Source organism: Pseudomonas sp. GL_093 (assembly GCF_057837605.1).
This window is the reverse complement of record NZ_CM174448.1, coordinates 2,481,179-2,493,588: the sequence shown is the minus strand read 5'-3', so window position 1 is coordinate 2,493,588 and position 12,410 is coordinate 2,481,179. Positions and strand designations below refer to the sequence as shown.

Annotated in this window: 14 protein-coding genes; 13 read left to right on the top strand and 1 reads right to left on the bottom strand. The window is 58.4% G+C overall.

Annotated elements, in window-relative coordinates; genetic code table 11:
- Positions 1–189: 189 nt before the first annotated feature.
- Complete coding sequence (locus AC3IUE_RS11420; RefSeq protein ID WP_193862393.1) at positions 190–2,157, top strand: DNA topoisomerase III; 1,968 nt, start codon at positions 190–192, stop codon at positions 2,155–2,157.
- A gap of 43 nt (positions 2,158–2,200) precedes the next feature.
- Here AC3IUE_RS11420 and AC3IUE_RS11415 read toward each other — a convergent pair whose 3' ends face one another.
- Positions 2,201–2,458 carry a hypothetical protein gene (locus AC3IUE_RS11415; protein WP_193862394.1) on the bottom strand — a complete coding sequence of 86 codons (258 nt, stop codon included), beginning with the start codon at positions 2,456–2,458 and terminating at the stop codon, positions 2,201–2,203.
- 209 nt (positions 2,459–2,667) lie between these two features.
- On the opposite strand from AC3IUE_RS11415, the gene AC3IUE_RS11410 reads away from it, so the two are divergent.
- The 12 genes from AC3IUE_RS11410 (at position 2,668) to AC3IUE_RS11355 (ending at position 12,237) form a co-directional block, all read left to right on the top strand.
- Positions 2,668–3,009: a helix-turn-helix domain-containing protein gene (locus tag AC3IUE_RS11410; RefSeq protein ID WP_193862395.1), complete on the top strand. Its 342-nt coding sequence runs from the start codon at positions 2,668–2,670 to the stop codon at positions 3,007–3,009.
- A 900-nt stretch (positions 3,010–3,909) separates the two neighbouring features.
- Positions 3,910–4,491 (top strand): STY4534 family ICE replication protein, encoded by a 582-nt coding sequence (locus AC3IUE_RS11405; protein ID WP_489267416.1) that lies wholly within the window; start codon positions 3,910–3,912, stop codon positions 4,489–4,491.
- A gap of 71 nt (positions 4,492–4,562) precedes the next feature.
- A complete protein-coding gene (locus AC3IUE_RS11400) occupies positions 4,563–4,820 on the top strand; it encodes a hypothetical protein (protein WP_454838154.1) in 258 nt (85 codons plus the stop codon).
- Between the two features lie 99 nt (positions 4,821–4,919).
- Complete coding sequence (gene radC / locus AC3IUE_RS11395; RefSeq protein ID WP_489267414.1) at positions 4,920–5,414, top strand: RadC family protein; 495 nt, start codon at positions 4,920–4,922, stop codon at positions 5,412–5,414.
- A gap of 52 nt (positions 5,415–5,466) precedes the next feature.
- On the top strand, positions 5,467–6,213 hold the full coding sequence (locus AC3IUE_RS11390) for a DUF5983 family protein (RefSeq protein ID WP_489267412.1): 747 nt from the start codon (positions 5,467–5,469) through the stop codon (positions 6,211–6,213).
- Between the two features lie 106 nt (positions 6,214–6,319).
- Positions 6,320–6,862, top strand: coding sequence for a PFGI-1 class ICE element type IV pilus protein PilL2 (gene pilL2 / locus AC3IUE_RS11385; protein ID WP_489267410.1), 543 nt, complete (start codon positions 6,320–6,322; stop codon positions 6,860–6,862).
- Positions 6,859–7,530: a chemotaxis protein gene (locus AC3IUE_RS11380; protein ID WP_489267408.1), complete on the top strand. Its 672-nt coding sequence runs from the start codon at positions 6,859–6,861 to the stop codon at positions 7,528–7,530. Before pilL2 ends, AC3IUE_RS11380 begins: the two co-directional genes overlap by 4 nt.
- Positions 7,531–7,539: 9 nt before the next feature.
- On the top strand, positions 7,540–8,259 hold the full coding sequence (locus AC3IUE_RS11375; RefSeq protein ID WP_489267406.1) for a TIGR03759 family integrating conjugative element protein: 720 nt from the start codon (positions 7,540–7,542) through the stop codon (positions 8,257–8,259).
- On the top strand, positions 8,241–8,789 hold the full coding sequence (locus tag AC3IUE_RS11370) for a lysozyme family protein (protein ID WP_489267405.1): 549 nt from the start codon (positions 8,241–8,243) through the stop codon (positions 8,787–8,789). Before AC3IUE_RS11375 ends, AC3IUE_RS11370 begins: the two co-directional genes overlap by 19 nt.
- Positions 8,786–9,301 carry an integrating conjugative element protein gene (locus AC3IUE_RS11365; RefSeq protein ID WP_193862402.1) on the top strand — a complete coding sequence of 172 codons (516 nt, stop codon included), beginning with the start codon at positions 8,786–8,788 and terminating at the stop codon, positions 9,299–9,301. Before AC3IUE_RS11370 ends, AC3IUE_RS11365 begins: the two co-directional genes overlap by 4 nt.
- Positions 9,302–9,310: 9 nt before the next feature.
- Positions 9,311–11,416 carry a type IV conjugative transfer system coupling protein TraD gene (gene traD, locus AC3IUE_RS11360; protein WP_489267403.1) on the top strand — a complete coding sequence of 702 codons (2,106 nt, stop codon included), beginning with the start codon at positions 9,311–9,313 and terminating at the stop codon, positions 11,414–11,416.
- 89 nt (positions 11,417–11,505) lie between these two features.
- Entirely contained in the window at positions 11,506–12,237 is a 732-nt protein-coding gene (locus tag AC3IUE_RS11355) for a TIGR03747 family integrating conjugative element membrane protein (RefSeq protein ID WP_489267401.1), read from the top strand.
- Positions 12,238–12,410 lie beyond the last annotated feature (173 nt).

Here is a 12,410-nt window from a genome sequence, read left to right as displayed (position 1 = left end):
TTGCTGGCCAATTATTACTCGCTGCTCGTGAAGTCCCACCCTATTGCCCACGCTACAAAAAGGTAGTGGCCTCGGCCCATTCAAGGCTGCCCTCACCGACTAATATGAGGAACCTGCCATTCAGGTTTCTCATATCTCGCCACTGCTGTTTCCAACCACGCTGCTCCGAACTCAATCCGGAGCAGGTCTATGCGCCTCTTCCTCTGCGAGAAACCGTCCCAGGGTCGGGACATCGCCAAGGTACTTGGGGTCACTCGGCGTGGTGATGGTTGCCTGATCGGCACCGACTCAATCGTCACCTGGTGTATCGGCCATCTGCTGGAGACAGCACCGCCTGAAGCTTATGGTGAACTATTCAAGAGTTGGTCGTTGGATCATCTACCGATCATTCCCGCGCAGTGGCAGGTCGAGGTCAAACCCAAGACCGCGGCACAATTCAACGTCATCAAGCGCCTGCTCAATGAAGCCACCACCGTCGTCATTGCCACCGACGCCGACCGCGAAGGTGAAATGATTGCCCGCGAGTTACTGGAGCTTTGCCAGTATCGAGGCCCTGTTCAGCGCCTCTGGTTGTCCGCACTCAACGAGGCGTCGATTCGCAAAGCACTGTCCTCGCTGAAGCCCGGCCAGGAGACCTTCCCGCTCTACCACTCAGCCCTCGCCCGCAGCCGCGCCGACTGGCTGATCGGCATGAACCTGAGTCGCTTGTTTACCCTCCTCGGTCGGCGGGCGGGCTACGATGGCGTACTGTCGGTTGGACGCGTCCAGACACCCACTTTACGTCTGGTGGTCGATCGGGATCGTGCGATTGCCAGCTTCGTCTCGGTGCCCTACTGGGACGTGGAGGTGCACCTGTCCTCAATGGGACAACCATTCATCGCGTCGTGGCAACCATCACGCTCAGGACAAGATGAAGCCGGTCGTTGTCTGCAACAGGCGCTTGCCCGTCAGGTGGTCCAAACAATCACGGGCAGTAAGACCGCCACAGTACTCTCGCTGCAGACGGAGCATTTCCGAGAAGCGCCGCCCCTGCCCTTCGACCTGAGCACATTGCAGGAAGTCTGCTCGCGCAAGCTGGGGCTTGGCGCTCAGGAAGTCCTGAACATCGCCCAAGCCCTGTATGAAACTTACAAAGCCACCACCTACCCGCGCAGCGATTGCCGCTATTTGCCAGCGAGTATGTTCGATGAGGTACCCGCGGTACTCGATGCCCTGCTCAAAACGGATCCCGCGCTACAGCCCGAATTTGAAAAACTCGATCGGTCATTACGTTCCCGTGCATGGAACGATGCCAAGGTCACCGCGCACCACGCCATCATCCCCACCACCGAGCCAGCGAACCTTGTGCGAATGTCTGAGCAAGAGCGCCAAGTCTACGAACTGATTCGCAGCCATTACCTCGCGCAATTTCTGCCGCATCATGAGTTTGATCGGACCCAGGTTGAACTGCAGTGTGGTGAAGAGCGATTGACCGCTGTTGGCAAACAGATCCTGGTCCAAGGTTGGAAAGGCTTGCTCTACGAAAACACCGAGGACGATGAGCCCAGTCAAAAATCCCAAGTCTTACCCGTCTTACAACAGGGCACGCGATGCGCAGTGGACGACGTCGAACTCAAGTCCATGCGCACCGCCGCTCCCAAACCGCTCACCGAGGGCGATCTGATCAAGGCGATGAAAAACGTGGCCAAACTGGTCAACGACCCCCGCCTGAAACAGAAACTTCGGGACACCACCGGTATCGGTACCGAAGCCACGCGAGCCGGCATCATCAAGGGATTGATTGATCGCGGTTATTTGCTGAAGAAAAAACGCGCCTTGATGGCCTCCGCGGCGGCCCATACCCTGATCGAGGCGGTACCCGCTGCAATCGCAGATCCGGGTATGACCGCGATCTGGGAGCAGGCCCTGGACGAAATCGAAGCAGGACGTCTGACTCTGGATGAATTCGTCGCCAAGCAGGCGAGTTGGATTGCGCAATTAGTCGAACACTGCGGAACGCTCACCTTGGCGTTACCGGTCGAAACCGGTCCGACCTGCCCCATTTGCAACGCCTCAATGCTCAGGCGAAAGGGAAAATCAGGGCCATTCTGGTCGTGCTCTCACTACCCGGACTGCAAGGGCACTGTGCCGATCAGCAAAGGTACGCGTCGCCCCTGACACGCCATTGGAGATCAACATGAGTATGGGGGCGATGTACGGGTCAGTGCATCATCAGCGGCGGCTGATCCCTCTCCAAGTCGCTTAGCGGTTGTCCGATTTCACGAGCCAGGGCGATGCCTGTCGAAATCCATATCTGCCCCAGTTCGTTGAACGCTTTCAGGTGAGCAGGATTTTCGTTGAGCCAATGGACAAGGCTGTCGAAGTGCTCGGGGTTATCAGGGCAATCATGAATCCTGATAAACAGTTCCAGTGTTCGATCCCAGACCAGATCCATGACGTTCTTGCTCTCCTCTTCCATGCTCAACCTTTCCTCAGCTTGGCCCTATCAGACCGTACATTCACACTGGCCACCCTGGACTCTGATTCCAGGAGGAATAAAACCCACGTCGCGATACTTAGCGATTTCAGTCAATGTATCAACCTAACAAGGCGATACTCGACCGTTAAGGATGTTCATGTCAATGGGTCTTTGCTCAACCATTCGGGTTGAACTGGAGAACTCATCACTTGGCACATAAACATCCAACCCAAGCCCAAATCGGGCGCATGATCTCGAAGCACCGGACCGAGCGTAATCTGACCCAGGAAGAGGTGGCTGAACGCCTGGGGATCGGTAGCGAAGCCATCTCGCGCCTGGAACGCGGTGTGGTGGAGCTTTCCGTGGTCAAGCTGATGCAACTGGCGGACATTTTCGACTGTCGGATGGATGAACTGCTGACGGCGTCGAGCAATCGCCCCCATGACCAGGGTCAGATGATCGCGGGTCTGCTGAGTGGACTGAAAGAAAGCGACCGCGCCTTTATCCTGGCTACCGTCGAACAATTGGCCGCTCATCTCGCCAACAAGTAAGCTCATTCGCTCGCATTTGATATAAGGCCGCGGAGGGGGGCGCTCTCTGCCTTGACGCCGCCCCACCCGCTCTGCTGTAGTGCCTCAAGATCATCGCCAACGGCGACCCAAGACCGATTCGCTCCGGGCAGTTCGGTCGGACTCTTAGAGTTCGGAGCCTTCTCTTCTGCGGGATTTCGTTCCCGTTTTGTGCTCGACCAGATCGTGGTGGCGGATGACCACTGTTGCCTCTGCCAGGCAATAGCGGTCATCCGCTCCGGCGATCGTATTCAGCCCCGGAGCCCACCGGGGAAACATTGGGCACCCTTTGTGCGCGGATGCGTGCCAGCATGTTCCGACCCAGGCCACGACAAGGGTCGGTTGGCGAATCATGGCGCAGTTAAACCAAGTTTTGCGAGGAGCTTGTCGACTGCGTAAGACCGCCAAAGGTGGCTTTTCTCTTCCTCGCCTGGCACCCCGCCAGGCCCACTCTTCATGTTCTTCAGTCCAGTGACTGCCACTGTATTCCGGCCATAAAAAATCGGGTGGCAGCGCCTTGACGCCCCCCTGTGACAGGCTTATACAAAGGGCGTGGTTCGCTGTCGTTGACAGCCCAGGTAGCCAGAACCTTCAAGGCTACGCCACGTTCGTGGTGGTTCACCCAAGTGCGATCAGCGTTCGGAAGCTCGCACGGTTACCGCTTCAGCGGTGATGAATGCCCACTACCCCATGTTTGCGGACCACTCCCGCAGACGTTCCTCTGCTACACCGCTATTCCTCCAGACGCATCGTTCTACTCGTCATCGGCTTGCCGGTGGCGAGTCGTTCATCACTCGCCTTCACCTTACCCACCCTGACGGGGGCTCACTTCCCCGTCAGGGACTGTGCGTCGCCGTTTTTCCTTGAAACAGGAGAACTACCATGGCCCACGCCAACCACTCCCAAGAAGCGACCACTTACTTCAATCTGCACACCGTCGGTATCGGCTACCTCAACCGTGTTCGTGAAGTCCAAGTCCGCCGCGGCCAGCCGTTCATGGCCTGCGATATCGCCGCCCTGCACGGTGCCACCGATGCGGTCGAGTACACCCGCTTCGACTGCAAAGTCGCTGGGGGCGAAGCTGAACGTTTGATTCGTCTCTATATGGACGCCGTCAACGCCGAGAAAAAAGTCTTGCTGTCGTTCCGTATCGGCGACCTGTGGATCGATCCGTTTCTCTACGAGAAAGGTGATAAACAAGGTCAACCAGGCGCCAGTCTGAAAGGTCGTTTGCTGTTCATCGACTGGATCAAGGTCAACGGCACGTTCGAGTACAAAGCGCCCGCCAGGCAGGAAGCAACAGCACCTGTTGAGCAAGCGCCCACCAGTGAGCCATCCCCACCATCGGCTGATGCCGAAGCTGAGGAGACCGACAACCCAATAGAGACTCGGGTCGAACCTGAATCTCCACCCGCTCCTCGCACGGCCCGCCGTGATGCCACCCGTACCGTTCAGTCCGCCTGAACAGTCCACGATGTTCCACATCAAGGCGCTCCATCGAGCGCCTTTTCTTCAATCCGCACAGGAGAACCGACATGGAGTCCTTCTGGCTTTGCGACGACTGCCTGTTCGCTGCGGCTTATGAGGACCACAGCACGTTATCGCTCTACTACACGACGGATGAAATCGAGAAACGCATCGCCGGTATTCATCTTGCGCTGGTGCGGTTGATGCCCATCAGTGCCGACTTCGATCCCGAAGCCGGTTGGGGAATAAGAGCCTTTTCCCCATTGCCCTGCGACGGCTGTGGTTCCCCCCTGCACGGTCAGCGCCATCGATTCACTCGGCTGTAACGGTGCGCCATCTGATAACGCCCGCGACTTCACACCCACCTCGGGGACACCACTCCCCTCGGGCGTGTACCCCTGTTTGTTCCCTTCGGAGGTACCGCCATGAGCACCCAGCTCACACTGATCGAAACCTCGGATTTCGAGGCTGATCGCATTGTCCAAGAAAACCAGCTGATCGACGAAGCGCTGCAAATTCTAGATCGTCGGCTGTTCACCCGCGGCCCTATCCTGACCGCCCCTGACACCGTAGCGGTTTATCTAAAACTGCATCTTGCACAACAAGAGCATGAAGTTTTCGGTGTGATTTTTCTCGATACCAAGCACCGGGTGCTGGCGTTCGAAGTCCTCTTTCACGGCAGCATTGATGGCGCCAGCGTTTACCCCCGACAGGTCATTAAGAGATCCATGGCTCATAACGCGGGCGCTGTCATTTTGGTTCACAACCACCCCTCAGGGTGTACGGAACCCAGCCAGGCAGATCGCCTCTTGACCGCACGGTTAAAGGAGGCCTTGGCCTTGATCGAAGTGCGCGTACTGGACCACTTCATCGTCGGTGAAGGTCGTCCGCTTTCCCTGGCCGAACATGGCTGGCTTTAACCCTCACAGGCGTCTTCGGGCGCCTTGTTCATTTTCATTCTGGAGAACCCTCATGAACCCCACCACCCGCGCCCCAGCACTGCTGGCGGCATTCAACCCATTTGTTCGCGGCTACGACAACCTGCATATCGAACGACTGCTACTGATCACCTACGAAGACGACTGCCCTCCCTGCTTTCGCCCCGTACACGACTCACAGGCCCATCTGCCCGACGATGAGCTGCAGCTGTTCCCCTGCCTGTTCAATGACGATTTCGCCTTGATCAGCGAAGGCCAATTCATTCCGGATGATTTGGATGAACGCTGCCACTCCACCGGCCTGGTGCGCCAAGTGATTTACGCCGTGATGGGCGAAGTGCTCAACGAGCGGCATCACGTCGGCGACCTGCACTCCCTAGAAGAAGCCCAAGCCATGGTCCATAGTTTGAGCTTCGAAACGGGACACTACAGTCGAGCCTGGGAAATCAGTACCGCACACCTTCCTGAAGAAACGATGCTGTGTCTGGAGGAGTGGGTCAGTGACTCCGCGCTGAGGCAAACCGGCCTCTTGTTCGAGCTGTTCGCGTTGCCGGATTACAACGGGATCGGTTGCAAACTGATCGGCACGCCATGGACGGACGAGAACTTGCTGAACATTGAGGGCAATCGTTATTCGAACTTGAGACAAGAACAACTCGACGCAGGCACACCGGAAGCCTTGGTCAACGTACTGTATTTGGCGGCATTGGCGGATGTGCGATTGTTGATCTTCGACCCCGACGCTACCATCTTGGATGGGCTCGCCATTTTCGATGAATAGCAACGTGTTCAGCGTTAACACGACCCACCTTGAATCAACTTTCTCACTGAATCGCTCCTTCACCTCATGTCAGGTTCTGCACTGAATCTGACATGAGGTATTCTCCATGGAGCGTTTTTTCACGCCTGTCTGCCTGCTGGGTTTGTTGAACGCCTGCACCGCGCAAATCCCCAATACATTGCCGCCCCATCCAGCGATCGACAGTGGCTCCAATCGGGTCCAACGCTCGAGAAGCACAGTCGAAGGAAGCCATCCGGCAGAACTCCGCTATGGCCGTTATACGCTGGTCAGCACCGAACCCACCACGGAACAACGCGATCTTCTCGCCCAAATCATTGACGTGAGCATCCCGTCCAGCGTGAGTCCTTCGGTGCAGGATGCGTTGCACTACGTGCTGCTGCGCTCGGGCTATACGCTTTGCCCCGTTACCGCGTCAGTAAAGGTGCTCTTTACCCGGCCCCTGCCCGCAGCCCATTACCGGCTTGGCCCAATCCCTTTACACAGCGCACTACAACTGCTGGCTGGCCCCGCGTGGCAACTCACGACCGATGAAGTCAGCCGTTCGGTCTGCTTCGAACAGCAGAAAACGGATGCCGGCGTCGCGCTTATCACACCCGTCTCGCCCATTCAGTCGGAGGCACGCCCATGAAAGCCTCGACGTTTCAAACCCTCATTATCGGCTTACTTTTCCTAGCGGTCTCCGGGCTGAGCGGTGGTTTGTATAACCAGTATCAACGCATGGCTGAGCTACAGAGCACGAACACGCAATACCGACAAACCCTGGACACCCTGCAACGTGATTCAAGCGCCCTCAAGGATGCACAGGAAAAACTGCAGTACGCGCTGAAAGACCTGAAGCAGATGGTCGATTCCGGTGAGCAACAGGCCAATACCCTCGATCCGATGTTGGATCAATGGGCGCAAGAGATACAGGAACTGCGCGATGGTCTGGCAGCCCGTGCCACCGAGGTAGACATGACAGCGCTGCGCGCACGCCTTGAGCACGTCGAGCAGCAGCTCCTGGACCTCAAGACCAAGCCATCACCCCCACCGCCGACTTCATCCGCGACCAAGCCGAAAAAGACGGCTCGCCCAAAACCCGCCCCGATCTCGCCACCGTTCTCAGTGTTGAGTATCGAATCCCGCGGTGGTGAGCGCTTTCTGGCGGTCGCACCTCATGACAGTCGCTCCCTCATGGATGTTCGGCTGTTACATAGCGGCGAGCAGCTCGGAGCCTGGAGCCTGAAAGTGCTGGAGCCGAACTCAGCCATCTTCGCGGTGGCCGCTCAGCCAGACCAGACCGTGCAACTCCCTTGAGAAGCGATCATGAACAGAGCGCTACTGCCCGCCGTCGTCTGTCTCGTTTCGCTACTGACCACGGGCGCGGCGATTGGCACCCCCGTCACGACACAGTCACGGATCCAGGACACGCAATCCATTCCCCTGGGGCGCTCTGACTCTGAACAGGCTGCGATCTGGGGTCTGACTGAGCAGGAGTGGAGGCGCTTCGAACAGATCCAAGCCGGCCCGCGCGGTTTCTGGAGCCCGAACCTCGATCCGTTGACCGCACTCGGGGTCGAGGCCCAGACCGACCAGGAACGCCAGCGCTATGCCGAATTACAAGTAGCGCTGGAAGCCAAACGCGCCGAGCGCGAGTTGGCCTACCAAAACGCTTACACCGCGGCCTGGGCCAAGCTGTTTCCCGGGCTGCTGCCGATCCAGGGCATGACATCCCCGTCCCCCGTCAGCTCATCGGTCGTGCCGCGCCAAGCCCTGTTTGTGGAGGACCACTGCCCAGCGTGCACCGCCGAAGCACAGCGTCTGCAAAGCAGTGACACGGCGTTCGATATCTACCTGGTGGGCAGCCAAGGCGAGGATGAACGCGTCCGTAGCTGGGCTCGGCAAGCGGACATCGATCCGGTCATGGTTCAACGCCGGAAGATCACGCTGAACCATGACCGTGGCCGCTGGTTCAGTCTGGGGGCCCCGGCACCATTGCCCGCCACGTTCCAGCAGGTGAATGGACAATGGCAGCGCCAAGACTGAGCGGTATTGCGCTCCTGCTGACGGTGCTCGCCGTCCAGGCTGACGAACTTTCGCCTCCGGCCTACCAACTGGCGGCGCATGACGCCGACATCCCTTCTACAGTGCTGTTCGCGATTGCCCTGCAGGAGAGTGGTATCCGCGTCCGTGGTCGACTGCTGCCCTGGCCGTGGACCCTGAACATCGCCGGAACACCCTACCGCTTCGCCACTCGCCAGGCCGCCTGTCACGCCTTGCTTCAGGCCCTCGCCCGACATGACGCCAAGCGGGTCGATGCCGGACTCGGCCAAACCAACCTGGGTTATCACGGACAACGTTTTTCCAGCCCCTGCGAAGCCCTCGACCCCTACCGAAACCTCGCCGTGACCGCCACGCTGTTGCAGGAGCATCACGCCGCCACCGGTGATTGGGTGTCAGCTGCCGGACGCTATCACCGCCCGGCAGGAGGAACGCCGGCCGCGCGTTATCGCGCCGGTTTTTCCCGGCAACTCGAGCGGTTGCTGGTCTCCTTCGAACAGGGCACACCGCCATGAAACGAATACCCCTTACCTGCTATTTCATCCTGCTCTTGGCACCTTTCGCCCAGCCGAAACTGACCGAAGCCGGGGATCCGGCCGGCGACGTCACCCAACCCTGTTTCCAAGCCACGTGCCTGCCCATAAATAACAGAGTTCAGGCTGACCGGGCCGTGCCCGCTGACCTGTCCACGTTTGCCGATGAAACCTGGATACTGCCCGTCCGCAGCTCTCACTTAAGCCCCGGCCAGATCACGTCTCGCTCCCTGAGCATGCCGGGCTTGCGGCCATTTTTCCTGGTCGGTGAGGATCCCCAATCACTGGCTTGGCTGCGTCAACGTGCGGCTGAACTGGAGGAAATGGGCGCGGCTGGCCTCGCCGTCGAAGTGACCGATACTGAAGCCCTGGCCCGGATTCGAGCAGCCGTTCCGGGCATCACCATTTTGCCGGTCAACGGCAACGACATCGCCACCCGTCTGCAGATTGAGCACTACCCCGTCTTGATCACCGCCACCTCACTGGAACAGTGAGTCCAGGTCATGGCCGAGCATGCGATGGAATCCAAGCTCCGGCCAGCGGTGGAGCTGTACACCGTAGCGATCTGCATCGCGGCCGCGGTGCTGTGCGTGTACTCACCCTGGGCGGTGGCCCTGTCACCCGAGATCGGTCTGGTTGCCGCGCTGGCCTATTCCTTGTTCGGCCTGATCCGGCTGCGACAAGCCTGGGAGGTGCTGCGCTATCGGCGCAATATCCGTCGGCTGCCCCGCTACGAACTGACCAGCCGACAGATTCCGGTCAGCCGCAAACGTCTGTTCATGGGTCGCGGCTTTCGCTGGACCCGCCTGCACACCCAGCGCTTGGTCGAGGCTCAGGATCCGGCGGTCGCTCACTATGTCGACCAACCGACCCGTTACCGCCTGGCCCGTGGACTCGAACGGCGCTTGGAGCATGCACCGTTTCCGCTCTCTACATTGGCCCGTATCACCGCCTGGGACAGTGCCTTCAATCCGTTGCGCCCTTTGCCCCCGGTCGGTGGCTCGCCGCTGTTGCATGGGGTCGAGCCCGACGAAACGGAAGTCAGTCTGCCGCTGGGCGAACGGGTCGGACACACCCTGGTGCTCGGCACGACCCGTGTCGGCAAGACGCGACTTGCCGAGGTGTACATCACCCAGGACATTCACCGCGTCGAACATGAGGTGGTCATCGTCTTCGATCCGAAGGGCGATGCCGACTTGCTCAAACGGATGTACGTTGAAGCCAAACGCGCTGGTCGAGAAAAGGAGTTCTATGTTTTCCATCTGGGCTGGCCGGAGATCTCCGCTCGCTACAACGCCGTGGGACGTTTCGGACGTATTTCGGAAGTGGCGTCGCGCATCGCCGGACAGCTCAGTGGTGAAGGTAATTCTGCGGCCTTTCGTGAGTTCGCCTGGCGCTTCGTCAATATCATTGCCCGGGCTTTGATCGAGTTGGGCCGGCGCCCAGACTACCTGCAGATCCAGCGACATGTGGTCAACATCGACGCACTGTTTATCGAATACGCCCAGCAGTTTTTCGCCAAGACCGACCCGAAGGCGTGGGAAGTGATCGTCCAGCTTGAAGGCAAGCTCACCGAGAAGAACATTCCCCGGCATATGATCGGGCGCGAAAAGCGTGTGGTGGCCATCGAGCAGTACCTAGCGGTGAAGCGGGTATTTGATCCGGTAATGGACGGACTGCGTTCGGCGGTACGATATGACCGTACTTACTTCGACAAAATCGTTGCCTCGCTACTGCCGCTGCTGGAGAAACTCACCACCGGCAAGACCGCCCAACTGCTGGCCCCCAACTACACCGACCTGAATGACCCGCGGCCGATCTTCGACTGGATGCAGATCATCCGAAAACGCGGCATCGTCTACATCGGCCTGGATGCACTGACCGACGCCGAGGTGGCCGCCGCTGTGGGCAACTCCATGTTCGCCGATTTGGTCTCGGTCGCGGGGCACATCTACAAACATGGCATCGACCATGGCCTGCCCGCATCGGGCAGGAGCAGTGTCAAGTTACCGATCAACCTGCACGCCGACGAGTTCAACGAGTTGATGGGCGATGAATTCATCCCGCTGATCAATAAGGGGGGCGGTGCCGGTATCCAGGTAACCGCCTACACCCAGACCCTCAGCGATATCGAAGCACGTATCGGCAACCGCGCCAAAGCTGGCCAGGTTATTGGTAACTTCAACACCCTGCAGATGCTGCGGGTGCGCGAAACTGCGACCGCAGAACTGCTCACCCAGCAGTTGCCCAAGGTTAACGTGCTGACCAAAACCCTGGTCTCGGGCGCCACCGACACCTCCGATCCGGAGGCCAACACGGACTTCACGTCCTCCTCGCAGGACCGCATCAGTAGCACCAGCGTGCCGTTGATCGAACCGGCTCACATCGTCAGTTTGCCCAAGGGGCAAATGTTCTCCTTCCAGGCGGGGGGGCAGCTCTGGAAAGTTCGTATGCCTTTGCCAAAACCCTCCAATGACGATGCCATGCCCAAAGACCTGCAGGAGCTCACCGAGCGAATGCGGGCGGCCTATAACGCGCAGGCGGGGCAATGGTGGACTGCCAGCGGTGGCGGGCCAACAACTAACTTCGATCTGGATCAGGTCGGGTAGCCCGCCCCGCCACAGGTTTCGATTCAGTAAAAACCGATCCAGAAGGCGTCGTGCCCACATCAGCTCTGCAGCACGCAATGGAGTGAACTATGGCGACTACCGCCCAGAACACGCCGCCACAACCCATCCAGCGCCCAGGGCTGATCATCTCGGCGATCAGCCTGGTCCTGCGCATCATCGGTTTGCTGATTGCCTCGTTGTTGTTCTCGATCCTCATCGAGTTCGTCGGCCTGCTGCTGTTCTGGGGTGATCAGGGCTGGCGACATAGTCAGGCCATGCTAACCAAGGAGTTAGGCTGGCTCGGCGAGCACTTCAAATCTTCACTTCTCATCCAACAGCCTAGGCCAACGATTGTCCAGTGGCTGGATGTCCTCAATCAGTGGCTGCTGGTCAAGACTGGCTTTGCAGATTTTGCCCAGCAGTCGCGAGTGCCGAGCCAGCGCAACGGCTTCTGGAGCTGGACCAATCAGCTCTACGTGAGTATTGAGGATTTCATGCTGGCGGCGGTGTTTGTGACTTTTACCTTTGTGGTGCGCCTAACCGTTCTGATCCTGTCCACACCACTATTTTTGTTGGCTTCGTTCACCGGTTTTGTCGATGGCTTGATGCGCCGCGACCTACGCAAGTTTGGCGCTGGACGGGAAAGCAGCTTTGTTTATCACCGCGTCAAGCGAGCAGTGGTGCCACTGTTAGTCGTGCCCTGGATCATTTACTTATCTATCCCCTTTTCGCTTAACCCTATGGCTGTGTTTTTGCCTTGCGCCGTGTTACTTGGAGTGACAATGGCGATCACCGCAGCAACATTCAAAAAATATCTTTGACGGCTTCTAATCGGCATTCCAACGTATCGGTACTACGCAGTTTTTTACAAACTATCCGGGATTTTCCTGGCTATCTCTGCGCTCGAATAAAAGCTATGCCGATCACAAATCGTTGAGCTTAATCAGAGGAAGATTCTCGAAGGCTAATGGAGGGGCATAAAAAAACCGGAACC

What these genes read in the sequence shown, in the direction of transcription:
- AC3IUE_RS11390 (WP_489267412.1), top strand. Translation starts at nt 5,467, where the DNA reads ATGAACCCCACCACCCGCGCCCCAGCACTGCTGGCGGCATTCAACCCA.
- AC3IUE_RS11420 (WP_193862393.1), top strand. Translation starts at nt 190, where the DNA reads ATGCGCCTCTTCCTCTGCGAGAAACCGTCCCAGGGTCGGGACATCGCC.
- AC3IUE_RS11370 (WP_489267405.1), top strand. Translation starts at nt 8,241, where the DNA reads ATGGCAGCGCCAAGACTGAGCGGTATTGCGCTCCTGCTGACGGTGCTC.
- pilL2 (WP_489267410.1), top strand. Translation starts at nt 6,320, where the DNA reads ATGGAGCGTTTTTTCACGCCTGTCTGCCTGCTGGGTTTGTTGAACGCC.
- AC3IUE_RS11375 (WP_489267406.1), top strand. Translation starts at nt 7,540, where the DNA reads ATGAACAGAGCGCTACTGCCCGCCGTCGTCTGTCTCGTTTCGCTACTG.
- AC3IUE_RS11400 (WP_454838154.1), top strand. Translation starts at nt 4,563, where the DNA reads ATGGAGTCCTTCTGGCTTTGCGACGACTGCCTGTTCGCTGCGGCTTAT.
- AC3IUE_RS11365 (WP_193862402.1), top strand. Translation starts at nt 8,786, where the DNA reads ATGAAACGAATACCCCTTACCTGCTATTTCATCCTGCTCTTGGCACCT.
- traD (WP_489267403.1), top strand. Translation starts at nt 9,311, where the DNA reads ATGGCCGAGCATGCGATGGAATCCAAGCTCCGGCCAGCGGTGGAGCTG.
- radC (WP_489267414.1), top strand. Translation starts at nt 4,920, where the DNA reads ATGAGCACCCAGCTCACACTGATCGAAACCTCGGATTTCGAGGCTGAT.
- AC3IUE_RS11380 (WP_489267408.1), top strand. Translation starts at nt 6,859, where the DNA reads ATGAAAGCCTCGACGTTTCAAACCCTCATTATCGGCTTACTTTTCCTA.
- AC3IUE_RS11405 (WP_489267416.1), top strand. Translation starts at nt 3,910, where the DNA reads ATGGCCCACGCCAACCACTCCCAAGAAGCGACCACTTACTTCAATCTG.
- AC3IUE_RS11415 (WP_193862394.1), bottom strand. Translation starts at nt 2,458, where the DNA reads ATGGAAGAGGAGAGCAAGAACGTCATGGATCTGGTCTGGGATCGAACA.
- AC3IUE_RS11355 (WP_489267401.1), top strand. Translation starts at nt 11,506, where the DNA reads ATGGCGACTACCGCCCAGAACACGCCGCCACAACCCATCCAGCGCCCA.